The following is a 25,753-nucleotide window of genomic DNA, read 5'->3' on the forward strand; positions in this document are numbered from 1 at the left end:
CGGAAGACACACGCCAGTCAGGGCAGATCGGCCGAGATCCGCCCCCGCACCACCGCGGGCGCCGTCGAATACGGCAGCAGATCGCGCGGCTCGTCCGGCAGCTGCACCTCGACCTCGGTGTCCTCGCGGAAGCGGTACGGCCGGTGCTCCAGAAAGCCCCCGAGGTAGCGCCGCACCCGCGACATCTCGGCACGCACCGTCACCGTACGGCCCGGGTCGCCGAACACGTCCTCCGCCAGCCCCGCCGCACTGCGGCCGGACCGGTGCAGGGCCAGAAGATAGAGCAACTCGGCGTGCCGGGGACTCAGTTCATGGCTCCAGGAGCCCGCGCTGCCGGACACCGTCACCGACCAGCGGCGCGGCTGCGTCAGGTCCAGCGCGATCCGCGTCGCGCCGGGCGGCACCGGCTCCTCGGAGGCCCGCAGCAGCCAGCCGCCCGCCAGCGGCTCCACCGAGCACAGACCGAGCGGCGGCAGCCACCGTCGGCCCGGCGACAGGGACTTGGGCAGCGCGATCCGGTTCGCGTACGGCATCCCGCTCACCGCGGCGGTCCAGCCGTCCCGGTCCACCACCAGGGCCCGCCCGGGCAGCCGCGCCAGCACCGGCGCCGCCACCGCGCGCAACCGCTCCAGCGAGTTCAGGTGCAGCTCCCGCAGCCGGGCCTCGGCGAGCTTGGCCACCGAGTCGACCCAGGCGAGCGTGGCCGGATGCATGGTCTCCAGGGGGCCGCTGACATCCACCACCCCGATCAGCCGGCCGTCCCGCGGATCCGTGAGAGGGGCGCCGGTGCAGGTCCAGGACGTCTGGGAGCGCTGGAAGTGCTCGGAGGCGAAGACCTGCACGGGCCGGCGCACCACCGCGGGCGTGCCCACCCCGTTCGTCCCGACGACGCTCTCCCGCCAGTCGGCGCCGAGTTCGAACCCGAGGCTGTCGGCCTTGCGCAGCACGGAGGCGTTGCCCTCCCGCCACAGCACCCGGCCCTCGTCGTCGGCGACGACCATGATGTGGTGGGCGATGTCCGCGACCGCCAGCAGGCCCTCGCGCAGGACCGGCAGGACGTGCTTGAGCGCGGTGGTCTCCCGGCGTCGCTGCACCTCCTCGCGGGACAGCAGCCCGGACCGGGCGTCGTGGTCCGGATCGACACCGCTGCGCAGCATGCGGTCCCAGGACTGCTCGATCACCGGGCGCGGCGCGACTGGCGCGCGCTGTCCGGCGAGCGTGGCCGCGCGGACCTCGCTGAGTACCCGCGCGGCCCGCCCGGAGTCCACGACGGCCAGCTGTGTCACGTCCGTCGGCGAGAGCGCCAAGGGTCCCTCCCGGTTCGACTCGTCCACGTTTTGACTGTGTGTCTCATAGTGCCGCCCGACGCTCGCGGAGGCACACACTCCGCACACAGTCGCCAACAAGTTGCAACCCCTTGCAACCCTGGTGGACCGCTCTGGCCTGATTGAGACTTGAGCAACGCCGTCCCGAGCGGCGTTCGTGGCCTCGAACGGGCCAAGCGCAGGGGTGGTGCCGTGTCGGCGCAGCACCACCCCTGTCTCCTACGGTTGGGCCGTGTTCGCGACAGGGGGTGCGGCTTTCTGCGCGTTGGCGGCTGCGGGTTCGTTGCGGCTGGTCGCACCCACGCGGCGGAGCCGCAATATCGATACGGCCCCGCGCCCCTGAGCTCGGCGGCCGCATCCTCGACCGGATTGCTGAGCCTCTCAGGCAACCGGCCGCGCTCGCTCCATGATCGACCCGAGGTCCAGGGTGTGCGGAAGGGTTCCGAAGGCCGCGCCGCCGTCGCCGCCCAACCGTGAGGCGCAGAACGCGTCGGCGACCTCGGGTGGCGCGTAACGGACCAGCAGGGAGCCCTGCAGGACCAGTGCGAGCCGCTCCGTCAGGCGGCGGGCGCGGGCCTCGATGCCGTCCAGATCGGCCAGTTCGGTCAGCAGGCCCTTGATCGCCGCGTCCAGCCGGTGATCGGCGCCGCGCGCCTTGCCGACCTCCTGGAGATAGGCGTTGAACGCCGCGGGCTCCCGCTGCAACGCCCGCAGCACGTCCAGCGCCTGAACGTTGCCCGCCCCCTCCCAGATCGAGTTCAGCGGCGACTCCCGCACCAGCCGGGGCATCCCCGACTCCTCGACGTACCCGTTGCCGCCCAGGCACTCGGACGCCTCGACCGTCAGCGGCGTACATCGCTTGGTCACCCAGTACTTGGCGGTCGGCACCGCGATCCGCAGCAGTGCCCGCTCCTGCTCGCCGCCGTCGTCGTAGGCGGCCGCGAGCCGCAGGGCGAGGGTGGTCGCCGCCTCGGACTCGACGGCCAGGTCGGCCAGGACGTTGCGCATGAGCGGCTTGTCGACGAGCTTCCCGCCGAACGCCTCGCGGTGCGTGCAGTGGTGGATCGCCTGCGCGACCGCCTGCCGCATCAGCCCCGCCGAACCCAGCACACAGTCGAGCCTGGTCGCGGCCACCATCTCGATGATGGTGCGCACCCCGCGCCCCTCCTCACCGACCCGGCGCGCCCACGTCCCGTCGAACTCGACCTCGCTGGAGGCGTTCGAGCGGTTGCCCAGCTTGTCCTTGAGCCGCTGGATGCGGAACACGTTGCGGGTGCCGTCCTCCAGCACGCGCGGCACGAGAAGGCAGGTGAGGCCGCCCGGTGCCTGCGCCAGCACGAGGAACCCGTCCGACATGGGTGCCGAACAGAACCATTTGTGTCCGGTGAGCTCGTACGACTCCCCGTCGGGGAGGGACCGCGCCGCCGTCGTGTTGGCCCGTACGTCGCTGCCGCCCTGCTTCTCCGTCATGCCCATCCCGAACAGGGCACCCGCCTTGAGCCGGGCAGGCCGCAGCTCACGGTCGTAGATCATGGACGTCAGCCGCGGTTCCCACACGGCGGCGAGGTCGGGGTCGGTGCGCAGCGCGGGCACCGCCGCATGGGTCATGGACAGCGGGCAGCAGTTGCCGGCCTCGATCTGCGTCCACAGCAGGAACGCGGCCGCCCGCCGCACATGCCCGCCCGGCCGCACCCAGGCCGCGGTCAGGCCCGCCGAGACGCCCTTGCCGAGCAGCCGGTGCCAGGACGGATGGAAGTCGACCTCGTCGACGCGGTGGCCGTAGCGGTCGTGGGTGCGCAGCGTCGGCGGGTTCTCGTTGGCCAGCACCCCCCACTCCTGCAGCTGCGCCGATCCACAGGACTTGCCGAGCCCCGACAGCTCGCCCCGGACCTCGTCCAGCAGCTCAGGGGCGAGATGACGCTCGACGGCCGAGCTCAGGGCCCGATCGGTGGTGTAGGCGTCGTAGTCGACCAAGGGCGGGGGCTGGTTGGTCACGGTGTGCGTGCTGCCTGCCATGGCTGTGAACCTACCCCTCCGTAGAACGGTGGTATCCACCCTGACACGGCACCGGCGCGCGCGATCGGGCAGGTGGTGAGGGCGCGCACCCGGCGCCGCGGTGAGTGCGCCCCCGTACGGCGGATACCTTTAGGTCGTGCAGCCAGCAAGTGAATCCCCCCAGCGGCCCTCCGGCCGTCTTCATCGGGCACGTGCCCTCTACCGGAACGTGTCGAAGCGCAGGACCGCCTGGCTGTTGCTCAAGGACACCGTCAATTCCTGCATCGAGTACCGCATCCTGGGGCTCGCGGCCGAGGCGGCGTTCTTCACGCTGCTGTCCGTGCCACCGCTCCTCCTCAGCCTCATCGGCCTCCTCGGTTACGTCGACGACTGGACCGGCACCGACACCATCACCAGCCTGGAGACCAACATCCTGGAGGCCTCCCGCACCGTCCTGTCCGACAAGGGCGTGCGCCAGATCGCCCAGCCGATCCTGGACGACGTGATGAACGGCGGCCGCCCCGACGTGATCTCCGTCGGCTTCCTGTTCGCCCTGTGGTCGGGGTCGCGCGCGGTGAACGTCTTCATAGACACCATCACCGTGATGTACGGCCTCGACGGCGTCCGCGGCATCGTCAGGACGCGGCTGGTGGCGTTCCTGCTGTTCATCGCGGCGCTGCTGATCGGCTCGGTGGCGCTGCCGCTGATGGTGGCCGGGCCGGACGCGGTGGTGCGGATCGTGCCGTGGTCGGAGACCTTGGTGCAGGTCCTGTACTGGCCGGTCGTGATCGTCCTGTCGATCGCGTTCCTGACGACGCTGTACCACGTGTCCGTGCCGGTCCGCTCACCCTGGATCGAGGACGTGCCCGGCGCGCTGGTCGCCCTCGCCATGTGGGTGCTGGGCAGCTTCCTGCTGCGGATCTACCTGACGAACACGATCGAGGGCGCGACGATCTACGGCTCCCTCGCCGCCGCCGTCGCCGTGCTGCTGTGGATCGGCGTGTCCGCGTTCGCCGTGCTCGTCGGGGCCGCGGTCAACGCCGCGATCGACCGGGTCTGGCCGGCCGCCGCGACGGCCGCGGCCCGCGCCGCGAACGAGCGGATGCGCGAGGCCCAGGTCGCCGAGTACGTGGCCCGCCACGCCGCGAGCCGGGAGCAGGACCCCGACGACCCGGACATGCCGTCGGAGTTCCCCGAGCGCTGGTCCCGCTTCCTGCCGCCGGAGGACCTGTCGTCGCGGCTGCGGACGCATGTGAAGAGCACCCACACGCATCCGCCGCACAAGCCGGAGGACTGAGCGGCCCGAGAGGACCGACAGACCCGAAGAGCAGGGCTTCAGGCCTTCCACGCCCCTGCCGCCGCGGCTTCCCGCACGAAGTCGGAGAAGTCCCGCGGCGCTCGGGCGAGCACCTCGCGGACGTCGTTCGTCACATGGGCATTGCGGCCGTCCATGAGGGTCTCGAAGACCTCGACCAGGAGCTCCACCTCCTCGGGCGGCACTCCGAAACCCGCCAGGGCCTCGCCGTACGCCGCCGTCGGGACCGGTGTGTACGTGATTTTGCTGCCCGTCGCCTCGGAGATCTCCGCGACCGCCTCCCGCCACGACAGCAGCCGCGGCCCGGTCAGCTCCAGCGTCCGGCCCACATGGCGGTTGCCCGAGGTCAGCACGGCCGTCACCACGTCCGCGATGTCGCGCACGTCGACGAACGGCTCCTTCACCTCGCCCGCCGGGAAGACCAGCTCCCCGTGGACCATGCCCTCCACCAGCGGCCCCTCGCTGAAGTTCTGCGCGAACCACGTGGCTCGTACGATCGTCCAGTGCGCGCCGGACGACTTCAGCGCCTCCTCGGTCGGCAGCGCCTGGTCCTCACCGCGTGCCGACAGCAGCACCAGCCGTCGTACGCCGAGCCCGACCGCCTCCCGCGCGAGCGCGCCGACGCCCTCCGCCGCCGCCGGGGACCCGACGTCGGACGGGTACATCAGATACGCCGCGTCCGCGTCGCGCAGGGTCTCCGCCCACGTCGTCGGGTTCTCCCAGTCGAAGCCCTGCGCCCGGGAGGCGGCCCGTACCGTCAGCCCCGCCCCGCGCGCCGCTTCCGCCACCCGGCTCCCCGTACGACCCGAGGCACCGGTCACCACTACCGTCATCCGCTGCGTGTTCGCCTTGTCGGCTGCGTTTTCCGTCATGCCTCAAGTCAACTGGCGCGCGCCCCAACAGCCCATCGCTGAACGGCTCATTCCCATGCGCGGACGTCTACGCTGAGGCCATGGACGCTCTCGCCGGCCTTCTGGAGGGCCCACGCGCGCGCGGCGCCTTCATGATCCGCGCGTGTTTCGAGCCGCCGTGGGCCATTCGCGTCGAGGACCGCGCCCCGCTCACCGTCATGGTCATGGTCCGCGGCGACGCCTGGGTGATCCCGGACCAGGGGGAGCGGCTCCGGCTGCGCCCCGGGGACCTCGCCATCGCCCGCGGCCCGGACCCGTACGTCTGCGCCGACGACCCCGGCACCGCACCCCAGGCCCTGATCCTGCCGGGCGCCGAGTGCCGCTACCCCGACGGCCGCTCCCTCAACGGCTCGATGGATCTCGGCGTGCGCACCTGGGGCGACCGGCTCGACGGTTCGGCCGTGATGCTGATCGGCACCTATCTGTGGCAGGGCGAGGTGAGCGGGCGGCTGCTGAACGCGCTGCCGCCGCTGCTGGCCCTCCCCGCCGACGTGTGGGACTGCCCCCTCACGCCGTACCTCATGGAGGAGATCGTCCGCGACGAGCCCGGCCAGGAGGTCGTCCTGGACCGGCTGCTCGACCTGCTGGTCATCGCCGCGCTGCGGGCCTGGTTCTCCCGCCCGGAGGCGGCGGCACCGGCCTGGTACGCGGCGCTCGCCGACCCCGTGGTCGGCCGCGTGCTGCGGCTCGTCCAGGACGACCCCGCGCACCCCTGGACGGTCGCCACGCTGGCCATGAAGGCGGGGGTGTCCCGGGCCGCGCTGGCCCGGCGCTTCACCGAGCTGGTGGGGGAGCCGCCCATGACGTACCTCACGGGATGGCGGCTCGCACTCGCGGCGGATGCGCTGCGTGACACCGACGACACGCTGGACGCGATCGCGCGGCGGGTCGGGTACGGGAGTGCGTTCGCGCTGTCCAGTGCGTTCAAGCGGGTTTACGGGCTGAGTCCGCAGGAGCATCGGGGCCGGGTTGTCGTGGGGTAGTGCATGCGGCAGAGCCGCAGATCGACACAGCCCCCGCGCCCCTGAGGGCGTTGCGGCGTAGCCTCGCCTGCATGTACGCGGAGCGCGCGTCCCGGCTGCCTGGTGCCGTGGTGTGGACGAACACCCCCGGTGGGCCCGGTGCGGGGCGGGTTCTGCCCGACGGGTGCATGGATCTGCTCTGGAACGACGGGCGGCTGCTCGTTGCCGGGCCCGACACACGTGCGTACGTCACCGGAGGGGAGCCGACCGCTTGGGCGGGCGTGCGGTTCTACCCGGGGACCGCGCCCGGCTTTCTCGGGGTGCCCGCGCACGAAGTGCGTGACCGGCGAGTCGACCTCGCGGACCTGTGGCCGGCCTCGGAGGTACGACGGCTGCGTGGCCGTATCGAGGCCTCGGCCGACACGGTGACCGCGCTCGAGGACGTGGCGCTGGAGCGGGCCGCGGACGCGGAGCGGCCGGACCCGCTGCTGCGGCAGGTCGTCACCGCCCTCGACTCGGGCCACCCCGTCTCCGCCACCGCCGACCAACTCGGCTACGGCGCCCGCCAGTTGCACCGTCGCTGCCTGGCCGCCTTCGGGTACGGCCCCAAGACACTGGCGCGGATCCTGCGGCTGCAACGCGCGCTCGCACTGGCGCGGGACGGCGTCGCCTTCGCGGAGACCGCCGTCCGGGCGGGGTACGCCGATCAGGCTCATCTGGCGCGGGACGTCAAGGAGTTGTCGGGCGTGCCGCTCGGCGAGCTACTCGGCCGGAGCGGCGGCTAGCGGCGCGAAGAGGTCGACGCCGTTGCCGTCCGGGTCATGGACGGAGGCGTACCGCTGGCCCCAGAAGGCGTCCCACGGCTTGAGCTCGCCGTGGTAACCGGCGCCCACCAGGTCCTCGTACACCGCGTCGACCTCCGCCGGATCGTCGCACCGCAGGGCGAGCGAGTGCCGGCCGCCGCCCGTGGGCGGCTGCCACTCCGGGAGGAAGGACCGCACCGTCTCCTCGGTGTCGAGCAGCAGCCGCAGCCCGCCCGGCAGTTCGGCCTCGGCGTGCGGCTCGTTCCCGGCGCCCGCGGGGAACGCGAACCCGAGGCGGCGGTAGAAGGGGACAGAGGCGGCCATGTCGGAGACGACCAGGCCGATGGCATCGAATCGTGGAGTCATGCGGCCACCGTAGGCACGCCCGAGCCGTCCGGTCTTGAAGGAATCGGACACCTCAATCGAAGGTCACCGGTCCCAAGAGCGTGCCCACCGTGAAAGTGATCCCCACCGGGCCCGCCCTGAGGTCGAGGTCCGTGCCGAGGGCCGCCAGCAGGGGCCGGATCTCGTCCGGCTCGGGGGCGCTCGCGGACAGGGACAGCAGGGGGGTGGTGGGCAGGTCCGAGGCGGTGGGGTGGACCGTGGCGCTCCAGTCGATGAGGAAGGGCACGAGGCCGGAGGGGTGTGCGTCGTCGCCGTCGGTGAGCCGCCATTCCAGCAGGGTGCCGTCGGGTCTGCGGCGGCTCATCGACTGCGCCGGGCCAGGATCGTAGCCCCGGCCCCGGGCGGCGGCGATGGCGGCGTCCAGGTCGGGCGGGCTGATCGCCCAGGTGACCGTGCGCGGGGCGGTGAGACCGTCGACCTCGAAGGGGCGGGGCCCGCCGGGCGCGGACTGCTCGGGGTCCGGCCCGATGATCTCCAGGTAGCTCGTGCCGCCCAGCGACACCAGGTAGTTGCGGGTGCCGAGCCCGACGTGCACGCCGCCCGGGGCGGGGGTCACGCCGGTGCGGCGGGCGAAGTCGGCGACCGTGGCGGACAGGTCGGGCGTCGCGAGGACGAGATGGTCAAGGAGCGCGGGAATGGCGTTCATCGCAGCCGAGGCTACGCAGAGCGGCGCGCGATAAGGAACACCTGTGCGCCAGGCGGAGGGCGAGGGTCACCGGTCATGGATGACCGTGCCGTCCTCCAGCAGGGTCGGATGGATCTTCATGGGGCCGTACTCGTCCACGTCCGACGGGCGCGGGGGCTCCGGTCCGTCGGGGCCCGTCCGGAGCGTGCGCGCGGCTCGCCGGGAATGAAGTGGCCCGTCAACCCTGGCTGTTGGGCCGCTACGCTCGACCGTATGTCCGTGCGACTGCTCGTCCACACCCGCACCACCGCCTACCGGCACGCGTCCATCCCGGCCGGCGTCGAGGCCGTACGCACTATCGGTGACTTCGAAGTCGACCACACGGAGGACCCCACGGCCTTCGAGCAATCCCTGGACGATTACGCAGCGGTCGTCTTCCTCTCCACCAGCGGCGAGGTGCTCACCCCCGCCGGCCGTGAGCGGCTCGCCGCATACGTCGATGCGGGCGGTGGCTTCGTCGGAGTGCACGCGGCGGCCTGCACCGAGTACGACTGGCCGTACTACGGCGAGCTGTTGGGCGCCCGGTTCGACCGGCACCCCGAGTACCAGCCGGGCAAGGTGGTCGTCGAGGACCCCGAGCACCCGGCCACCCGGCACCTGCCCGCCGTATGGGACTTCGTCGACGAGTGGTACGACTTCCGCACCAACCCCCGAGGCACGGTACGGGTGTTGGCCCGCGCCGACGAGTCGTCGTACGACGGAGGCGGCATGGGCGGGGACCACCCCCTGGTGTGGTGCCGTGAGCAGGGAGCCGGGCGCGTCTTCTACACGGCGCTCGGGCACGCCGCCGAGGCCTACGACGATCCCGGCTTCCGAGCCCATCTCCTCGGCGGGATCGACTGGGCGGCGAGGCCGGGCCGTGCGGGTCGTGCGGAGGGACGGTAGTCGGACGGCGGCGCGGGCCGACGGGCTCCGGCGCGTTCGTCTCGCGCCGGCGCCCGCTGTGCGCGGCCGCCGTTGACGGCGTCAGGAGGCCGGGAGCCGCCTGCTGAGTGCGTGGAACTGGGGGCCGTAGGTGCCGGGGACGTAGGGGTTGCGGGTCTCCATCAGTTCCACGGCGGGCCCCTCCAGGCCGCGCATGGCGTGGATGGCCGCGCCCAGGGTGCGGTGGCCGCCGCCGGCCCAGGCCGCGTCGAGGGTGTCCAGCACGGTGCTGTAGGTGGCGTCGAACCGGTGCAGGAGCCCGCGGACCTGGGCCGGCGGGTTGGGCCAGCCGCCGACCGGGATCGGGGCCATGGGGCGTACGTCGGGGAAGGGCACGGGCGGCCCGACGTACTGCCAGCCCTCGTCCGTCCGGCGCAGCTCCCGGCCGTGGTAGATCTCGCCGAAGGCGTAGTAGTGCGCGGGGTGGTCGTCCTCGAAGGAGGCGGACGGTGAACTGGTGGTGCCCTCGCCCTGCTCCATGATGATCCGGATGGCCTGCTCGACGTGGTCGAGGTTCTCGACCGGGGACAGGTCGTCGGAGAAGACGTACTGGGACAGCTGACCCCGCACCGACAGTTGCGGCCGCTCGGTCCGGAACGCGTTCAGCAGCCCTTCGTAGAACTCGCCGACGGTGGGTGAGGTCTGCACGCTCCGGACGAGAGATTCCTCGGGGGCCTCGATCGCCATCATCACATCGCGCACGAAGGCCTTGGTGAGGCCCGACAGGTAGACGTTCACTCCGGCACGGACACCGCCGGGCAGCGGGCCCGGGTAGACGGGCGCGGCGGCCTTGATCTGCGGTCTTCCGCCCACGGCCACGAGCAGGTTGCAGGTGATGCCGAGGTGGTACATCTCGTCGCCGACGATGCGCTGGATCAGCCGCGCGACCTCACTGCGGCGGTCCTTCACGGACCACAAGCCGCAGAAGTAGGGCGGGATGGTGGCGAGTTCCAGTTCGACGGCGACCTGAAGGGCCGACCTGATCCAGTCGACTCCGCGGCCTTCCCGGGGAACGGCCAGCAGCCGCGCCACGGACCCGAGGGCGGGCGCCGCGAGCGCACCGCCTGCCGGTAGTGCGGCACCCTGCGCGGGTCCGGCGACCGCGACCGCGGCCGGGGTGCCGCTCGCCAGCGCGGCCGACGCCAGGAAACTCCTGCGCCTGAACGGGGCAACTGTCTGCCGGTCCGACTCTTCGCTCATACCCGTCACTCTCGACCCTCGCCTCAGCTCATCGCCATGGCCCCACCTCGGCTCGATGCCCTCGGGACCCTCGGACAGCTCGCGAAGCTAGCAACGATCAACGTCACCACCAGGGCGGACGGGCCGAGCGGCGCATCAACCACCCTGTCGGTCCAACACGGCATAGCGGTGATCGGGCGGCTCTGGAACAGCCACAGCCGCCCGTCGGCGTCGAACCCGTCAAGGTCGGCACGGCACCGGAGCACCGTTCAGTGCATGTGGGCGTCGACGGTCCTGTCGCCTGCCTCGCGCACCGCGATGCGGGCGAGTTTCGTCAGCATCATGCCGTTGCGGATCCTTACGAGGTAGTCGACGGGGAGCCCGTGCATGCGCACGCCGGGGCCCCGCAGGGCATGCCAGTCGAGGATGAAGAGGGTGTTCTCGCCCCACGGGATCAACTGCATGGCGATGCGGGCCGCGCCGAAGGGGTCGGCCTTCGCCTCCAGCTCCAGACGGCGTTCCGGTTCGCAGATCCGCACGACGCACGTGTCGTCCAGGACCGCGGGGCCCACGCCGACCCGGACCTGCAGACGGGCGCCCACGGCGGGCCAGTGCGGGTCGGCGGCGCGGACCTGCTGGGTTCCCGACACCCACTCCCCGTAGCGACGGCCGTCGGACAGCAGGCTCCAGACCCTCGACGGGGAGCTCAGGATCAGACGGCGGTTCCGGGCCACACCGACCACGCTCCTTCTGGAAGATCCTGGGCTGCTCGACCTGCCCTTCGACGCTAGCGGCCCCGGGCACCCCCAGCACCCGTAGTGGGGGCCCGCTCCGGCCAACCAGGTGAAGCACTCAGCGGGACAGCCCGCGCGGCCCCGCCGAGCTCGCCCGCTCCACCAGCCGGGTCGACAACTCCGTCCGTGTGCTCTCCGGCCGCTCCCCGTCCATCATCCGCACCAGCAGGTGCAATGCCGTCGCCGCCATCTCCGACAGCGGCTGCCGAATCGTGGTGAGGGCCGGGGCGATCCAGCGGGCCTCCGGCAGATCGTCGAAGCCGACGACGCTCATGCCGTCGGGCACGCTCAACCCGCGTTCCGCCAGCGCCTCGTACACACCGAGGGTCATCCGGTCCGAGCAGACGAAGACGGCCGTCGGCGGCTCGGGCAGGTCGAGGAGCTCCAGCATCCGGCGGCGGGCGAGACTCTCGTCGAAGCCCGCGTGCCGGACGTACTCGGGACGGTGCCGCACCCCGGCCGAAGCGAGCGCCGAGCGGTAGCCGGCCACCCGGGCGGTGCTGCACATCTTGCGCTGGTGACCGGCGATCACGGCGATCCGCTCATGGCCCAGCGCCAGCAGATGCTCGGTGGCGAGGACGCCGCCGTGCCAGTTCGCCGCGCCCACCGACACCACGCCCGGCGGTGGATCCAGCACCGGGTCGATCATCACGAACGGGACGCGGTGCTGCTCCAGCCAGGCGTACTGCGACGCCGTCAGCTCGGCCAGGTTGAACAGCACCCCGGACGAGCCGCGCGCGATGAGCTTGTCCAGCCAGCCGCGCTCCGGACGGCCGCCCCGCGTCCGGGTCAGCCCGGCCGAGACCACCACCTCCAGGCCCGCGTCGTGGGCCGCCGCCTCCACCCCGTGCAGCACCGCGCCCGACCAGGAGCTGTCCAGGGAGTGCACGACGAGGTCGACCAGCCCGGGCGTCTTCGCCGCGTCGAAGCGTGGTCTGCGGACATAGCCGAGCCGGTCCAGCGCCTCGGTGACCCGGCGGCGGGTCTCGGGGGCCACGTCCTCCCTGCCGTTGACCACCTTGGACGCGGTCGGCACGGACACCCCGGCCTCACGGGCCACGACCGCCAGGGTAGGACCGGCCGCCACGCTCGCACTGCCCGTACGGACCATCGGGAACCACCTCTCCGGCCCGCCCGAGGGCCCTGAAAAGTTTCGACCAGCGCGGAAACAGTAAGCGCTTCCTACCCTAGGTTCGCCGCGATGAGTCCGGAAGAGGCCGGAGTTCCCAGGACTGCACGGACCGCGGCTTTCGAAACTTCGAACGCGTCCGGCGTCACCCAAGCAGGTGAGACGGAATCCCGTGAAGTCGGCCGTGTACGCCGAGTCGACGAGATCCACCGCCTGCGGGCCCAACGCCGGGCATGTTTCAGGTGGGTGGGCACTCGCCCAACGCCGGACAAGCGCCCACCCACCTCACCGGGCCGACGACACCGGCTGAGGCGCCCCGTAGGCGACCGAGCCAGACATTCGGCACTTCAGCTGCAGGGCCAAGGCGCCGCAGCGCCCCACTCTCAAGCCACCCGCCCCAAATCACCCTCCCGAACTTCATGCACCAGCCCCCCGCCCCCCACCACGCGCTCCAACTCCTCCACCACGATTCGCCCGAGCCGCTCCAGCTCGTTCCCGAGCGACCCGGCGATATGAGGGGTCAGGAAGACATTGGGCAGGTGGTACAGCGGCGACCCGGCAGGCAACGGCTCCGGTTCGGTCACGTCGAGCACCGCGTGCAGCCGCCCGGAGACAAGCTCGTCCGTGAGCGCCGCGGGATCGACCAACGCCCCCCGCGAGGTGTTGATCAGTACGCCCCCGTCCCGGATCAGCCCCAGCCGCTCCCCGTCGAGCATCCGGTACGTCTCGGGGATGTCCGGCGCATGCAGGCTGACGATGTCGCTGCGCCGCAGGAGGTCGTCCAGCGACAGCAGTTCGGCGCCCAGGTCGGCGGCCTCGGCGGCGCTGACGTACGGATCGTGCAGCAGCACCGTGAAGTCGAACGGCCGCAGCAGCTCCAGCAGGCGCCTGCCGACGCGCGACGCCCCGATGACGCCGACCCTGCGGCCGACGTTGCCGGTCGCGGCGGTCTCGCGATGCGTCGGGTAGGCATGGGTGCTGCGAAAACGTTCCCGGTGGCCGAAGGTGTCCTTCCCGGCGAGCAGGATCATCGCCAGCGTGTACTCCGCGACCGGCAGCGCGTTGCCGGTCACCGCGCTGGAGACGGTGACACCGGCCTTCCACAGCGCGTCGCCGACCAGCGAGCGGACCGAGCCGGCGGCGTGCAATACCGTGCGCAGTTCGGGCGCGGCGGTGAGGACGTCGGTGTCGAGGTGGGGGCAGCCCCAGCCGGTGATGAGCACCTCGGTCCGGGCGAGGACCCCGGCCGCGGCCGGGTCGGTGAAGTCCCGTACGACGAGCGTGGGGTCGAGCTCGGCCGCCTGCCGCAGTCGGGCCATGAGCGGTGGCGGGAACAGCAGGGGGAGGTACACCGGATCCATCGCGAAAACGGCCCTCAAGGGGTGCGGGCTGGGCATGACTCTCCTGAGGCGCCGAGTTGGGCAATGAGTCGAGACACTGGCGACCCTGAACGGAAAACGTTCAGAAAGCGCCTTCTACCGTAGATCTGGTCGTTGGACCGGTCAATCGGTGAGATGAGGAGCGAAGCTCTCCGCCCTGGGCCGGCAACCGGCGCCAGGGACGGCCCGTTCTGCGAGAACGTAACCCTCGATCCCCTGGGCTGCCTTGCTGATGGCCAAGTCACTGTCGCCCTTCGACCGAGTTCGACGAGGTGGGCCTCACCCACAGCTGATCCCCCTCACGGATCGGAGATGCACGATGTGCTTCTCGGTCGCCCTCGAGGGCGGCGGCGGTGACTACGGCTCCGACAGCGGCGGCTTCGACCAGCTCGGCATCGGCACGCTGATGTATGCCAAGTAGCCGTGTAAGCCGAATAGCCCTCACAACCGCTCGTGCGCCGGAATATCGGGCCACAATGAGGTGCTCTGATCTTCACGGTGCACGAGCGCGGGGAGGAGGCTGGTGGACGTATGACGGCAGTCCGGGCAGACCCCGTGGTGAGCACGCCCTACGGTGCCGTGCGGGGCCGATACGAAGAAGGCGTCGCGGTGTTCCGGGGCATTCCCTACGCGGCGCCGCCGTTCGGCCCGCACCGGTTTCGGCCGCCCGTGCCGCCCGAGCCCTGGGACGGGGTGCGCGAGGCCGCGGACTTCGGGCCGACGCCGCCCAAACCGCCTTACTCCGAGGCGTTCGCGCAGTACCTCTCCGACCCCGTCGTGCCCGGCGACGACTGTCTCAATCTCAACGTCTGGACCCCCGAGCCTGGCCCGGCCGCCCGGCTCCCCGTCATGGTGTGGCTGCACGGCGGCGCCCTGACCCGCGGCTCCTCGGGCGTGCCCGTGTACGACGGCCGGCCCTTCGCCCGTGACGGCGTCGTCCTCGTGTCCGTCAACTACCGACTGGGCGTCGAGGGCTACGGCTACTTCCCGGACGCCCCCGCCAACCCCGGCCTGCGCGACCAGCTGGCCGCCCTGGAGTGGGTGCACGCCTCGATCGAGGCGTTCGGCGGCGACCCCGGCCGCATCACCCTGTTCGGCCAGTCCGCCGGCGCGATCAGCATCGGCGCGCTGCTCGCCGCCCCGCAGGGCCAGGGCCTGGTCCGGCGGGCGATCCTGCAGAGCGGGCCGCCGGAGGCAGCCGAGCGGGACAAGGTACGGCGGATGGTGCGCCGCATGGCCACCCGGCTGAAGATCCCGGCCACCGCCGCGGCCTTCGCCGACGTCGACCGAGAGCTGCTCCTGCGCACCCAGGCCGACGTGAGCCGGCTCAGCAGCCCCGTCTTGGGCGGGCCCGCCTTCGGGATCGTCGTCGACGGCGACATCGTCCCCCGGGATCCCCTGGAGGCGCTCACGGAGGGTGACGCCGCCTCAGGCGTCGACCTGATGATGGGCTGGACCCGCGACGAGTACCGGCTGTGGCTGGTGCCCGGCGGGCTCCTTGAACGCGTCGATCGGCTAGGTGCCGTCGCCCTGGCCGGCGCCATGGCCCGGTGCCGCGTCGGCGCCGACGTGCCCCGCGGGTACCGTGCCCTGCACCCCGAGGCCGGCACCGCCGAGATAGTCGGTCAGATGGTCACCGACCACCTGCTGCGCGGGCCCCTGCAGCGCCTGGCCGACGCCCGCCCCGGATCGTCGTACGTGTACGAGTTCGCCTGGCCCTCCACCCTCCCCGCCCTCGGCTCCTGCCACGCCCTGGAGCTCGGCTTCGTCTTCGACACCGGGGACGTTCCCGAGTCCCGCAAGCTGGCCGGCGAAGGAGCGCCGCAGGAGCTGGCCGACGAGATGCACCGGGCGTGGGTGCGGTTCGCGGTGGAGGGCGATCCGGGGTGGCAGGCCTGGGACGACACGCACCCGGTGCGGATCTTCGGCGACGGCGAGACCCGCACCGCGCTCGGCCCCCGCGACCCCGAGCTCGCCCTGTGGGCCACGGCCGCCCCACCCGAGGTTGTGCCCACGTCGCCCCTTGTCGACGGTGCGCCGCCGCCGCGCGGCACGGAGATGCGATCGGTCGTACGCCGGCTTCGTCTGCCCGGCGCGGTCCGCCGCCACTGACCCGACGGCCACGCCGCCCGGCGCCGCCTTCCTCCTGCCAGCCACTCCTTCGGGGCATACGGCGTCGGGCGTTGGGGTGTCCTGCGTCAGGGCGTTGGCGTCCCCCTGTCGCCCCCCTGTCGGGCGGCGGTGCTCGGGCGCGTCGGTCGTCGGGCCGTGGGGCGTCAGGCGTCGGGCGTGCCGCGTCGGGGCTTCGGGGTGTGGCGCGTCAGGCGTCGGCGTCCCCGCCTCAAGCGTCGGGCCGTGCGTAGACGATCCGTACCCGTCGGTCGGCGCGCTTCCCCCCGACCGTGGCTGCCGCCGCGCGGGCCCGGGTCGGGCGCGCGTTCCGCTACCGCGCCGCCGACAGGGTCCGGGCGATGGAGCCGATCGACTCCGGGCCGACCCGGCAGCAGCCGCCGATCAGCCGAGCCCCTGCCGCCCGCCAGGCCTCGACCTGCGCGGAGACGAAGCCGGCCTCGCCGGACCAGGCCCGGGCCTTCGCGTCCCAGGCCTCGCCGCTGTTCGGGTAGACCACCACCGGCCTGCCCGTGACGCGGGCGGCGATCTCGACGGCGCCCTCGACGTCCTGCGGCGCGCAGCAGTTCACGCCGACCGCGATCACCTCGTCGGCGTCGGCGGCCAGGGCGAAGGCCTCCTCCAGCGGCTGCCCCGCGCGGGTGCGGTCACCGGCGACGGAGTACGACAGCCAGGCCGGCACGCCGAGCCCACGCACCGCCCGCAGCAGCGCCTCCGCCTCGTCGGCGTCCGGGACCGTCTCCAGCGCCAGTACGTCGGGCCGCGCCCCGGCAAGCACCTCGAGGCGGGGCCGGTGGAAGCGCTCCAGTTCGTCGACGCCCAGCCCGTACCGCCCCCGGTACTCGGAGCCGTCCGCCAGCATCGCCCCGTACGGCCCGACCGACGCGGCCACCCACAGTGGCCGCGTGACACCCTTGCCCCGCGCCTGTCGGGCCGCTTCCCGGGCCAACTCCACGCTGAGGGCGAGCAGTTCAGTCGCCCGGTCCTTCGAGATCCCGCGCCTCGCGAACCCCTCGAAGGTCGCCTGGTAGCTCGACGTGATCGCCACGTCCGCCCCCGCCTCGAAGTAGGCGAGATGCGCCTCGGTGATCGCCTCCGGCCGTTCCGCGAGCAGTCGCGCCGACCACAGCTCGTCGCTCAGGTCGTGCCCGGCGGCCTCGAGCTGGTTGGACATCCCGCCGTCGAGCACGACGGTCCCGGCGGCGAGGGCTTCGGCGAGGGTGATGGTGCTGGTCATGGTGACGACGGTAGTCGAGGCGGGGCGCAGGACCAGCAAGCGGGACGTGCTCGGCGCCCCCGAGCGGCCGCACCCTACGCCGCGTGCCTCCCACCCCGCCGGCGGCGGCGTCCGCGCCCGAACCTCGTCGCAGGTACCGCCAGCCCGACGAGCAGACCCGCGGACAGGACGTACGGCCACCAGCCGAGGCCGCTGGCCGCGGTGCTCGTGGTGCGGGGGGCGGGGGAGGCGAGGGTGTCGGCGGCTGTGCGGGGGCGGTCGGAGGTGGGGGAAGGGCCCCCGGTGACGGCGGTGAGGACGACGTCGTTGCCGTCGCCGCCCCGGTGGCTGATCCGGTAGGTGGTGTCGTCCAGCTGGAGATTCTCGCCCTCTTTGAGGCCGGTGAAGGTGCCGGTCGTCTTCGCTCGCCCTCGGTGGTCGAGGACGGTGATCCTGCGAGGGGAAGCAGGTGCGGTGGCGGCGGTCGCGAGGTCCAGGTCGCCGGCCAGGCGGACCCCGCCCGTCACCTTCAACGGGCCGTCGCGCAGGACCAGTTCGCCCTGTGCCGACTGGGCGTAGTCGCCGGAGACGGTCAGCCCGCCCGCCACCACGCCGTCGTTCTGTCTCGCCGGACTCGTTGACCTCCTGGTAACACACCCTTACCTTTCAGTCGTTCGTAATGACAGATCCTGTTCGTTATCTCGAACGCCCGAACATTCCCCGAGAGGCGCCCCCCGCATGAGCCGCGATCACGATCTGCCCCAAGTGCCCCCCGCCCGCCAAGTCCCCAGCCGCAGACTTCTGTTGAAGGGCGCCGCAGCCGCCGGAGCCCTGACCGCAGCCTCTGCCCTGCCCGGGGTCGCCCACGCCGCACCCCCGAAGGCGGCCCCCTACGTGAACCCCCTCGTCCAGCAGCGCGCCGACCCCCACGTCAACCGCCACACCGACGGCTTCTACTACTTCACGGCCACCGCCCCCGAGTACGACCGCATCGTCCTGCGCCGCTCCCGCACCCTGAACGGCCTGTCCACGGCCGCCGAAACGGTCATCTGGCGGGCCCACCCCACCGGCGACATGGGCGCGCACATCTGGGCACCGGAACTGCACCGCATCGGCGGCAAGTGGTACGTCTACTTCGCCGCCGCGCCCGCCGAGGACGTGTGGCGGATCCGCATCTGGGTCCTGGAGAACTCCCATCCCAACCCCTTCAAGGGCACCTGGGTGGAGAAGGGCCAGGTCAAGACCGCCTGGGAGACCTTCTCCCTCGACGCCACCACCTTCACCCACCGCGGCTCCCGCTACCTCTGCTGGGCGCAGCACGAACCGGGGCTGGACAGCAACACGGGTCTCTTCCTGTCCGAGATGGCGAACCCGTGGACCCTGACCGGACCTCAAGTGCGGCTTTCCACACCCGAGTTGGACTGGGAGTGCATCGGCTTCAAGGTCAACGAGGGCCCGTACGCCCTCAAGCGCAACGGCCGGATCTTCCTGACCTACTCGGCCTCCGCGACCGACCACCACTACTGCGTCGGCATGCTGACCGCCGATGACGACGCCGACCTGATGGACCCGGCCGCCTGGTCGAAGTCCCCGACCCCGGTCTTCACCAGCAATGACACCACCAAGCAGTACGGCCCCGGCCACAACTGCTTCACCGTTGCCGAGGACGGCCGCAGCGACGTCCTCGTCTACCACGCCCGCCAGTACAAGGAGATCGTCGGCGACCCGCTGAACGACCCCAACCGCCACACCCGCGTCCAGAAGCTCGGCTGGAACCCGGACGGCACCCCGGACTTCGGCATACCCGTGGCGGACGTTGCCGTCGCGACCGGCACAACTGTCGAGGAGAGTGCGTGAGATGAGACGTGCCTACGCCGCTTTGCTGGCCCTCTGCCTGAGCCTCGCCGGCGCCCTGGTCACCGCAGGGCCCGCCCAGGCCGCACCCCAGACCATCACCAACGGCACCCAGTTCACCGACACCTCGGGCAACCCGGTGCACGCGCACGGCGGCGGTGTCATCAAGGCCGGCTCGTACTACTACTGGTTCGGCGAGAACCGCAACGCCGACAACACCTTCCGGTACGTGGACGCCTACCGCTCGACCGACCTGAAGAACTGGGAGTTCAGGAACCACGTCCTGACCGAGGCCTCCGACCCGGAGCTCGCCACCGCCAACATCGAGCGCCCCAAGGTCATGTACAACGCCGCCACCGGCAAGTTCGTCATGTGGATGCACAAGGAGAACGGCGTCGACTACAGCGAGGCCCGCGCCGCCGTCGCCGTGTCCGACACGGTCGACGGCAACTACACCTGGCAGGGCAGCTTCCGCCCGCTCGGCCGGCACATGTCCCGCGACATCACGGTGTTCGTGGACACCGACGGCGCCGGATACATGATCTCCGCCGCCCGCGAGAACTACGACCTGCAGATCTACCGCCTGACCGCCGACTACACCGGCATCGCGAACCTCGTCGCCGACCCCTGGCACGGCGGCCACCGCGAGGCGCCCGCCCTGTTCAAGCGAAACGGCGTCTACTTCATGCTGACCTCGGGCGCGACCGGCTGGAGCCCGAACCAGCAGCAGTACGCCACGGCCACCAGCATCGCCGGTCCCTGGACCGCGATGACGAACGTCGGCGACTCCACGACGTACGGCTCACAGACCGCGTACGTCCTGCCCGTACAGGGCGGTTCGACCACCTCCTACCTCTACCTCGGGGACCGTTGGGGCAACTCCTTCGGCGGCACCGTCAACGACTCCCGCTACGTCTGGCTGCCGCTGACCTTCCCCTCCTCGACCTCGATGTCCATGTCCTGGTTTCCGGAGGTCACCATCGACACGGCCACCGGATCGGCCAGCGGGACGAGCGCCACGTACAACACGCTGATCGCACGGCACTCCTCCAAGTGCGCCGACGTCACCAGCCAGTCGCTGTGGCAGGGCGCCCAGATCAAGCAGTACGACTGCAACGGCGGCAACAACCAGAAGTACTGGTTCAGGTCGGCGGGCAGCGGCTACTACCAGCTGATGGCCAGGAACAGTTCCCTGTGCGTCCAGGAGAACGCGAACACGGTCACCCAGGAGAACTGCAACGCCTCCTCGGCCGGCCAGCAGTGGTCGGTCACCACCACCGGCTCCTACGTGATCGTCAAGTCCCGCGCGACCGGGGAGTGCCTGGACGTGAACGGCGCGTCCACCGCCAACTCGGCCGCGGTCATCACGTACACGTGCAACGGGGCGACGAACCAGCAGTGGACGCGCGGAACCTGAGGTGACGTCAGGCGAGCAGGTCGATCGCGTCGATCGCCGTGCCCGCGCTGAGAAAGCCGGTCGACCCCGAACCGCTCACCACGTTGATCTTCAGCACGTTGTACTGGCCGGTGTCCGTGAGCCAGGCACTCGCCGGGACGCTGTAGGTGAACGTGTGGTTGTTGCCCCGGTAGGACCCGTTGGTCAGGGACCGGGTGCCCGGCTGCGTGGGCGGGGAGGGGATCGCCGAGGTCCAGTCGTTGACGCCGATCTGCGGCCGGCCGTTGGCGTAGGCCGTCGTCACGCCGATGCGCAGGGTGTGCGCCGCGGCAGCCTGGGCCGCGGTCAGCCTGAAGTACACGAGCAGACCGCTGTTGACGTCCTTCCAGAGGTAGCAGGGGAAGGACGCCGTCTCGTTGCTGCCGATCACCACGTTGCCGGTCCAGGCGGCGGCCCGGACGTCGGACGGGTGCGCGTACGTCATCAGGTCGGCGTTCTTGAACCCGCTCGGCGTGCCGTTCCAGTCACCGATCCGCCAGATCGCGGTGGCGTTGCCCGGGTCGTTCGAGGACGGTATGGCGATCGTGTTCAGGGTGGTCGTGGCACCGGCCGTGACGGTCACCGACCCCGTGTACACGGCGAGTTCGCCCTTGAAGACGGTCAGCGTGTACGTCCCCGGCAGCACACCCCCGATCGAGAACCAGCCGTCCGACGCCCGAGCCGAACCCCAGTACTGCGCCGCCGGGTTGGCGAGCCCGACCGTGTACGGGAACGCCGTGTTGCGCCCCGTGATCCCGACCCCGGCCACCTTGCCGCGCCCGCTCGCGCCGACGTACCCGGACATGCCGAGCGAGTCAGCCCACGACGTGGTGAGCGTGCCCGGGAACAGCGACGAGGAGGGCGCGCCGCCGTCCGTGAGAGCGATGACGTACGGGCCCTGGAGGCCGAAGCGCTGGGCCTCGGTCTGGTTCTGGCCGTAGTACAGGATCTCGTACAGGCCGCCGCCGTCCGCGCTCTGGTGGCGCAGCAGCGAGCGGTAGAACGGGCCGCCGGACGCCTTCTCGTGGTTGCTGCGCACGATCCACAGGCCGACGCCGCCGGCCGACCAGCCGACGTAGTCGTAGTCCGTCACCCGGCGCTTCGCGTAGTGCTTCGAGCGGGTCTGTCCGTCGGACTTCACGAAGACGTCCGAGGCCTCGATGGCGGTGGGCGCGTAGGTGTAGGAGTCCGGCTCGTCGTTGCGGAACAGGCCCTTCCGCACGCGCAGGATGTAGCGGGTCGCGGAGACCGACGTGTCGGCCTTGTCGGTCCACAGGTAGATGTTGTTCTCGCCGCTGCGGGCGGCGTAGTAGTGCCGCAGCGTGCCGTACGCGACCGAGATCAGGATCGTCGAACCCGACTGCCTGATGGACACGGTGGATGAGCCGAGACCGGACTCGATGTGCGAGTTCATGCCGCCGTAGCCCTGGTACTCGGTGCCACGGTAGACCAGCGAGGTCAGGTCGCCATTGCTCTTGCTGACCTTGAAGACGAGGTTGGCGCCGGTGTCGACGACGTAGTTCGAGCCGTCGTCGCTCCAGCCGAAGGCCGCGGCGCGCGCTGTCCCGGCCAGGGCCGCGGTGCCGGCGGCGGCCGTGGCGCCGAGGACGAAGGTGCGGCGGCGAACGGATCTGCCGGAGGATCCGGACATGGGGGGTGCCTCCTTCGGAGTGTGGGGTGCGGGGGTGTTGTGCAGGGTGACAGTTGAATCGATTTCGCGAAAGGGCTTGCGCATGCTTGGACTGGGCATGACTTCGAATTCTCATCGGCATCTAGAAAGCGCTTGTCGAAACGGGTACGGTCCAGGCGCACGCCGGGTCCAATCCGAGCGAGGGGTCGCGCATGAGACGTTTCAGCTCCGTCGTACTGGTCGCCGCCTTGGGTGCCGTGCCCGTGCTGACGGCGGTACCGGCCCGTGCCGCCGACGCCAACTGCACCGCCACCGCCTGCCACTTCGACGTCCCGCCCGGAACGTACGACGTGAAGGTCCTCCTCGGCGGCGAGGCCGCGTCGAGCACGAGTATCACCGGGGAGACCCGCCGCTCCCTGCTCCCCGAGACGGCCACCGAGGCAGGCGAGCGCGTCGCCCGCAGCTTCACCGTGAACGTCCGCACCCCCGAGGGCGAGCCCACCGGCCCCGCCGGAACGCCCGGCCTTGACCTGCAACTCGGCGGCCCGGCCCCCGCCCTGGCCGACATCAAGGTCACTCCGGCCCGGCACGCCCGCCGGATCTTCCTCGTCGGCGACTCCACGGTCTGCGACCAGCCCGGTGACCCGTACTCCGGGTGGGGCCAGCAGCTGCCGCAGTACCTGCGCAAGGGCCTGTCGGTCGCCAACTACGCCGACTCCGGCGAGAGTACGGTCAGCTACCTCGCCGACGCGCGCCTGTGGGCCACCGTCCGGTCGCAGATCCGGCGCGGCGACCTGGTCCTGATCCAACTCGCCCACAACGACAAGACGACCGACGAGGCGACGTACCGGGCGAATCTGGAGACCCTGGTGGCGGGCGCGCGGGACAAGGGCGGGGAGCCGGTCCTGGTGACGCCCGTCGTGCGCCGATGGTTCAACTCCGACGGCACGTTGAACAACGGCACGGCCCTGCTCGTGAACGGCCTGGGCGTGGACCATCCCGCCGTCGTCCGCTCCGTCGCCGCCGCACATGACGTCCCCCTGATCGACCTGACGGCGAAGACGAAGGCGCTGGTGGAGTCCCTCGGCGTCGAGGCGTCCAAGGCGCTTTACCTCTACAACGAGAAGCGGGACAACACCCACACCTCCGAGCACGGCGCCACGACGTACGCGGGCCTGGTCCGCGACGAACTCGTCGCCCGGCATCTGGTGCCGGAGCGCCTGATGCGGATGGGATGAACCCCTGGGGCGCTCCGACCGGAACCGGGGCGTCCCAGGTCCGGAACGAGCCGGCGAGAAAGAGACCCGATGCACCTGCCTCCCGAAGACCGCACCCGCAGCCCGCGTACCGGCTACACCCGCGCCCACTGGGAGGCGGCCGCTGGCGCCCTGCTCGCCGCGGTGGAGCCGTACGCCACCGAGGACCGCGCCCTCTACCACCTGCCCGGCGACCACGAGAGCTGGTCGGGCCGCCTCTCCGACGGCCTGGAGGGCTACGCCCGGACGCTGCTCCTGGCGGCGTTCCGCAGGGACGAGACGGTGCTGGAGCGCTATGCCGACGGCCTCGCGGCCGGCGTGCGCGGCGTCTGGCCCCGCGTCGAGGACCGCAGCCAGCCCCTCGTCGAGGCGGCCTCGATCGCGCTCGCGCTGCGGCTGACGCGCCCGCTGCTGTGGGACCGGCTGGACGACCCGGTGCGGCAGCGGGCGGCGGCCTGGCTCGGCGACGCGCTGACCGCCGAGGCCTGGCCCTGCAACTGGGAGCTGTTCCCGGTGACGGTGGGCGGCTTCCTCCAGGAGATCGGACACGAGGCCGAGGAGTCCCGCAAGGCGATCGACCGGGGGCTGGAGCGCATCGAGAAGTGGTATGTCGGCGGCGGCTGGTACACCGACGGTGACGGCCGCAAGTTCGACTACTACAACGGCTGGGCCATGCACCTGTACCCCGTGCTGCACGCCTGGCTCGCGCAGGACGAACGCCTCCTCGAACTGTACGGCGGCCGGCTCGCCCGGCATCTGGAGGACTATGCCCGCCTGTTCGGCGGCGACGGAGGCCCCCTGCACCAGGGCCGCTCCCTGACCTACCGTTTCGCCACGGCCGCCCCCCTGTGGCTGGGCGCCCTCACGGGCCGCACCCCGCTCTCGGCAGGGGAGACCCGGAGGATCTCCTCCGGCGCGCTCAAGTACTTCCTGGAGCGGGGCGCCGTGGACGCGAACGGGCTGCTGACTCTCGGCTGGCACGGCCCCGACGAGGCGATCCTGCAGGGCTATTCGGGTCCGGCGTCCCCGTACTGGGCGAGCAAGGGCTTCCTCGGCCTGCTCCTGCCGGCGGACCACGCCGTGTGGACGGCGCCGGAGGACCCCGCCCCCGTCGAGCGCGAGGACGCGGTCACCGCCGTCGCTGCCCCCAACTGGCTTGTGCAGTCGACGCGTTCGGACGGAGTGGTGCGCGTCCACAACCACGGCAGCGAGGACGTCCGCTACGACCCGTACTACACGCGGCTCGCCTACTCGACGGTGACGACGCCCGCACCGTCGTACGACAACAGCGTGATCGTCGGCGACGATCCGAGCCGTACGGACATCGTGCCGCTGGGCGTGGGGGAGGGATGGGCGGCCTCACGGCACTCGGGCGGTGGCGGAACGCGGGTGACGAGCGTGGTGCTCGCGCGGGGGGCCGTGGAGGTGCGGGCCCACCTGGTGGCAGGTGCGGCGCCGGGGACGCCGGTTCGGATCACGGGCTGGGCCGCGCGGGACGGGGTCCGCGCCGAACTCCGCCCCGCCGCCCGGCTCGACGACGACCTCACCGGCGTCACCGACGCCGGGCCCACCCTTTTCGTAGCCTTCGCCCGGCTCACGGCCGAACCGGAACCCGCCCCGCTTCACGAGCTGGTGACCGTGCGCGTGGACGACGACGGCGAGCTCCAGGTCCGCTGGAACGACGAGCGTGCGGTCCGCGTCCGGTTGGCGGACGGCGAAGGTGTCCAGGTGCGGGTCAGCGCCTGACCTCCTGGGTCGTGATGCCCGCCCGGTCGAGTGCTCTGGCTACGGCGGGCGGGTCCACCGGGTCACCGTCGGGGTGGGCGCGCACGTGCTCCAGCAGCAACCGTGCGTCCAGCCGGTATGCCTCGGCGTCCGCCAGGAGGCTGTCCGCGCCCGGACCGGCGGTCGTGACGTCGAAGTGGAGCTCCAGCTCCCGCAGCAGGCTGCCGCGGTCGACGAAGTCGCTCATGCCGCAGTCCAGGCCGTCGTCCTTGAGGCTGTCGGGGTAGGGTGCCCGGCTCCAGGCGCCGTTCTCGTACCAGTAGACGCAGCCGATTTCGTACCCTTCCAGCCGGTCGCGCAGCTCCTCGTAGGGCAGCCAGTCGGGGCCGCCCGCCAGCATGTCGATGGGCGGCTTGTGCCACTTGACGCCGCTCGACTCGTCCTCGCCGTAGAGCACGAACCGGCCCTCGCCCATCCTGGACATGATCCACCAGGTGCAGCCGCAGTCGTCCCAGTGCACGCCCACCTCGTCGATCCAGTGCCCGATCCGGTGCACGCTCGGGCACGCTTCCTGCTCGGTGGTCGCCTTGACGGCGGCGAGCAGTGCCCACCGTGCCCACAGCACCTCGCCCGGCGGAAGATCCTCCGGAAGTCCCGGTCGGTGAACGGTCATGCGTGCCCCCGTGTGCTCTTGTTGCGAT

General features: G+C 71.6%; 22 protein-coding genes and 1 pseudogene. 9 read left to right on the forward strand and 14 right to left on the reverse strand.

Features of this window, described 5'->3' with window-relative positions; genetic code table 11:
• Positions 1 to 17 precede the first annotated feature (17 nt).
• Both AB5J55_RS33275 and AB5J55_RS33280 read right to left on the reverse strand, forming a co-directional pair.
• Complete coding sequence (locus AB5J55_RS33275) at positions 18 to 1,307, reverse strand: GAF domain-containing protein (protein WP_369276364.1); 1,290 nt, start codon at positions 1,305 to 1,307, stop codon at positions 18 to 20.
• Positions 1,308 to 1,706: 399 nt separating this feature from the next.
• Positions 1,707 to 3,341: an acyl-CoA dehydrogenase family protein gene (locus AB5J55_RS33280; protein ID WP_369274147.1), complete on the reverse strand. Its 1,635-nt coding sequence runs from the start codon at positions 3,339 to 3,341 to the stop codon at positions 1,707 to 1,709.
• Positions 3,342 to 3,477: 136 nt separating this feature from the next.
• Between AB5J55_RS33280 and AB5J55_RS33285 the strand changes: the two genes are divergently transcribed.
• Entirely contained in the window at positions 3,478 to 4,617 is a 1,140-nt protein-coding gene (locus AB5J55_RS33285) for a YihY/virulence factor BrkB family protein (RefSeq protein WP_369274148.1), read from the forward strand.
• Between the two features lie 38 nt (positions 4,618 to 4,655).
• Here the strand turns inward: AB5J55_RS33285 and AB5J55_RS33290 are convergent, their stop codons facing one another.
• Positions 4,656 to 5,507 carry an NmrA family NAD(P)-binding protein gene (locus AB5J55_RS33290; RefSeq protein ID WP_369274149.1) on the reverse strand — a complete coding sequence of 284 codons (852 nt, stop codon included), beginning with the start codon at positions 5,505 to 5,507 and terminating at the stop codon, positions 4,656 to 4,658.
• 80 nt (positions 5,508 to 5,587) lie between these two features.
• Between AB5J55_RS33290 and AB5J55_RS33295 the strand changes: the two genes are divergently transcribed.
• Positions 5,588 to 6,529, forward strand: a complete 942-nt coding sequence (locus tag AB5J55_RS33295) for an AraC family transcriptional regulator (protein WP_369274150.1) — start codon at positions 5,588 to 5,590, stop codon at positions 6,527 to 6,529.
• Between the two features lie 71 nt (positions 6,530 to 6,600).
• The gene (locus tag AB5J55_RS33300) at positions 6,601 to 7,293 is read left to right on the forward strand and encodes a helix-turn-helix domain-containing protein (protein ID WP_369274151.1); all 693 of its coding nucleotides are present in this window, start codon (positions 6,601 to 6,603) and stop codon (positions 7,291 to 7,293) included.
• Here AB5J55_RS33300 and AB5J55_RS33305 read toward each other — a convergent pair.
• The 3 genes and pseudogenes from AB5J55_RS33305 to AB5J55_RS33315 all read right to left on the reverse strand — a co-directional run.
• Complete coding sequence (locus tag AB5J55_RS33305; RefSeq protein WP_369274152.1) at positions 7,270 to 7,677, reverse strand: VOC family protein; 408 nt, start codon at positions 7,675 to 7,677, stop codon at positions 7,270 to 7,272. The genes AB5J55_RS33300 and AB5J55_RS33305 overlap by 24 nt on opposite strands.
• A 52-nt stretch (positions 7,678 to 7,729) precedes the next feature.
• Complete coding sequence (locus tag AB5J55_RS33310; protein ID WP_369274153.1) at positions 7,730 to 8,362, reverse strand: VOC family protein; 633 nt, start codon at positions 8,360 to 8,362, stop codon at positions 7,730 to 7,732.
• Positions 8,363 to 8,428: 66 nt separating this feature from the next.
• Positions 8,429 to 8,590: pseudogene (locus AB5J55_RS33315) on the reverse strand (DUF5954 family protein); the annotation flags it as partial.
• A gap of 24 nt (positions 8,591 to 8,614) precedes the next feature.
• On the opposite strand from AB5J55_RS33315, the gene AB5J55_RS33320 reads away from it, so the two are divergent.
• Positions 8,615 to 9,286: a ThuA domain-containing protein gene (locus AB5J55_RS33320; RefSeq protein ID WP_369274154.1), complete on the forward strand. Its 672-nt coding sequence runs from the start codon at positions 8,615 to 8,617 to the stop codon at positions 9,284 to 9,286.
• A gap of 81 nt (positions 9,287 to 9,367) precedes the next feature.
• Here the strand turns inward: AB5J55_RS33320 and AB5J55_RS33325 are convergent, their stop codons facing one another.
• The 4 genes from AB5J55_RS33325 to AB5J55_RS33340 all read right to left on the reverse strand — a co-directional run bounded on the left by AB5J55_RS33325 (position 9,368) and on the right by AB5J55_RS33340 (position 13,824).
• Positions 9,368 to 10,525, reverse strand: a complete 1,158-nt coding sequence (locus AB5J55_RS33325) for a ferritin-like protein (RefSeq protein WP_369274155.1) — start codon at positions 10,523 to 10,525, stop codon at positions 9,368 to 9,370.
• Between the two features lie 248 nt (positions 10,526 to 10,773).
• Positions 10,774 to 11,238: an SRPBCC family protein gene (locus tag AB5J55_RS33330; RefSeq protein WP_369274156.1), complete on the reverse strand. Its 465-nt coding sequence runs from the start codon at positions 11,236 to 11,238 to the stop codon at positions 10,774 to 10,776.
• Between the two features lie 118 nt (positions 11,239 to 11,356).
• A complete protein-coding gene (locus AB5J55_RS33335; RefSeq protein ID WP_369274157.1) occupies positions 11,357 to 12,409 on the reverse strand; it encodes a LacI family DNA-binding transcriptional regulator in 1,053 nt (350 codons plus the stop codon).
• A 401-nt stretch (positions 12,410 to 12,810) separates the two neighbouring features.
• Positions 12,811 to 13,824: a hydroxyacid dehydrogenase gene (locus tag AB5J55_RS33340; protein WP_369274158.1), complete on the reverse strand. Its 1,014-nt coding sequence runs from the start codon at positions 13,822 to 13,824 to the stop codon at positions 12,811 to 12,813.
• Between the two features lie 513 nt (positions 13,825 to 14,337).
• Here AB5J55_RS33340 and AB5J55_RS33345 point away from each other — a divergent pair.
• A complete protein-coding gene (locus AB5J55_RS33345) occupies positions 14,338 to 15,918 on the forward strand; it encodes a carboxylesterase/lipase family protein (RefSeq protein ID WP_369274159.1) in 1,581 nt (526 codons plus the stop codon).
• Positions 15,919 to 16,249: 331 nt separating this feature from the next.
• Here the strand turns inward: AB5J55_RS33345 and mmuM are convergent, their stop codons facing one another.
• Positions 16,250 to 17,173: a homocysteine S-methyltransferase gene (mmuM, locus tag AB5J55_RS33350; protein ID WP_369274160.1), complete on the reverse strand. Its 924-nt coding sequence runs from the start codon at positions 17,171 to 17,173 to the stop codon at positions 16,250 to 16,252.
• Positions 17,174 to 17,247: 74 nt separating this feature from the next.
• A complete protein-coding gene (locus tag AB5J55_RS33355) occupies positions 17,248 to 17,760 on the reverse strand; it encodes a hypothetical protein (RefSeq protein WP_369274161.1) in 513 nt (170 codons plus the stop codon).
• A gap of 130 nt (positions 17,761 to 17,890) precedes the next feature.
• On the opposite strand from AB5J55_RS33355, the gene AB5J55_RS33360 reads away from it, so the two are divergent.
• Both AB5J55_RS33360 and AB5J55_RS33365 read left to right on the forward strand, forming a co-directional pair.
• Positions 17,891 to 19,009 (forward strand): family 43 glycosylhydrolase, encoded by a 1,119-nt coding sequence (locus tag AB5J55_RS33360; RefSeq protein ID WP_369274162.1) that lies wholly within the window; start codon positions 17,891 to 17,893, stop codon positions 19,007 to 19,009.
• A gap of 1 nt (position 19,010) precedes the next feature.
• Entirely contained in the window at positions 19,011 to 20,423 is a 1,413-nt protein-coding gene (locus tag AB5J55_RS33365) for an RICIN domain-containing protein (protein ID WP_369274163.1), read from the forward strand.
• Positions 20,424 to 20,430: 7 nt separating this feature from the next.
• Here AB5J55_RS33365 and AB5J55_RS33370 read toward each other — a convergent pair whose 3' ends face one another.
• Positions 20,431 to 22,092 (reverse strand): rhamnogalacturonan lyase B N-terminal domain-containing protein, encoded by a 1,662-nt coding sequence (locus AB5J55_RS33370; RefSeq protein WP_369274164.1) that lies wholly within the window; start codon positions 22,090 to 22,092, stop codon positions 20,431 to 20,433.
• Between the two features lie 191 nt (positions 22,093 to 22,283).
• On the opposite strand from AB5J55_RS33370, the gene AB5J55_RS33375 reads away from it, so the two are divergent.
• Complete coding sequence (locus AB5J55_RS33375; RefSeq protein ID WP_369274165.1) at positions 22,284 to 23,309, forward strand: rhamnogalacturonan acetylesterase; 1,026 nt, start codon at positions 22,284 to 22,286, stop codon at positions 23,307 to 23,309.
• 69 nt (positions 23,310 to 23,378) lie between these two features.
• Complete coding sequence (locus AB5J55_RS33380) at positions 23,379 to 25,073, forward strand: DUF2264 domain-containing protein (protein WP_369274166.1); 1,695 nt, start codon at positions 23,379 to 23,381, stop codon at positions 25,071 to 25,073.
• Here AB5J55_RS33380 and AB5J55_RS33385 read toward each other — a convergent pair.
• On the reverse strand, positions 25,063 to 25,725 hold the full coding sequence (locus tag AB5J55_RS33385) for a hypothetical protein (RefSeq protein WP_369274167.1): 663 nt from the start codon (positions 25,723 to 25,725) through the stop codon (positions 25,063 to 25,065). The genes AB5J55_RS33380 and AB5J55_RS33385 overlap by 11 nt on opposite strands.
• Between the last annotated feature and the right edge of the window lie 28 nt (positions 25,726 to 25,753).

Source organism: Streptomyces sp. R11 (assembly GCF_041051905.1).
GTDB lineage: Bacteria > Actinomycetota > Actinomycetes > Streptomycetales > Streptomycetaceae > Streptomyces.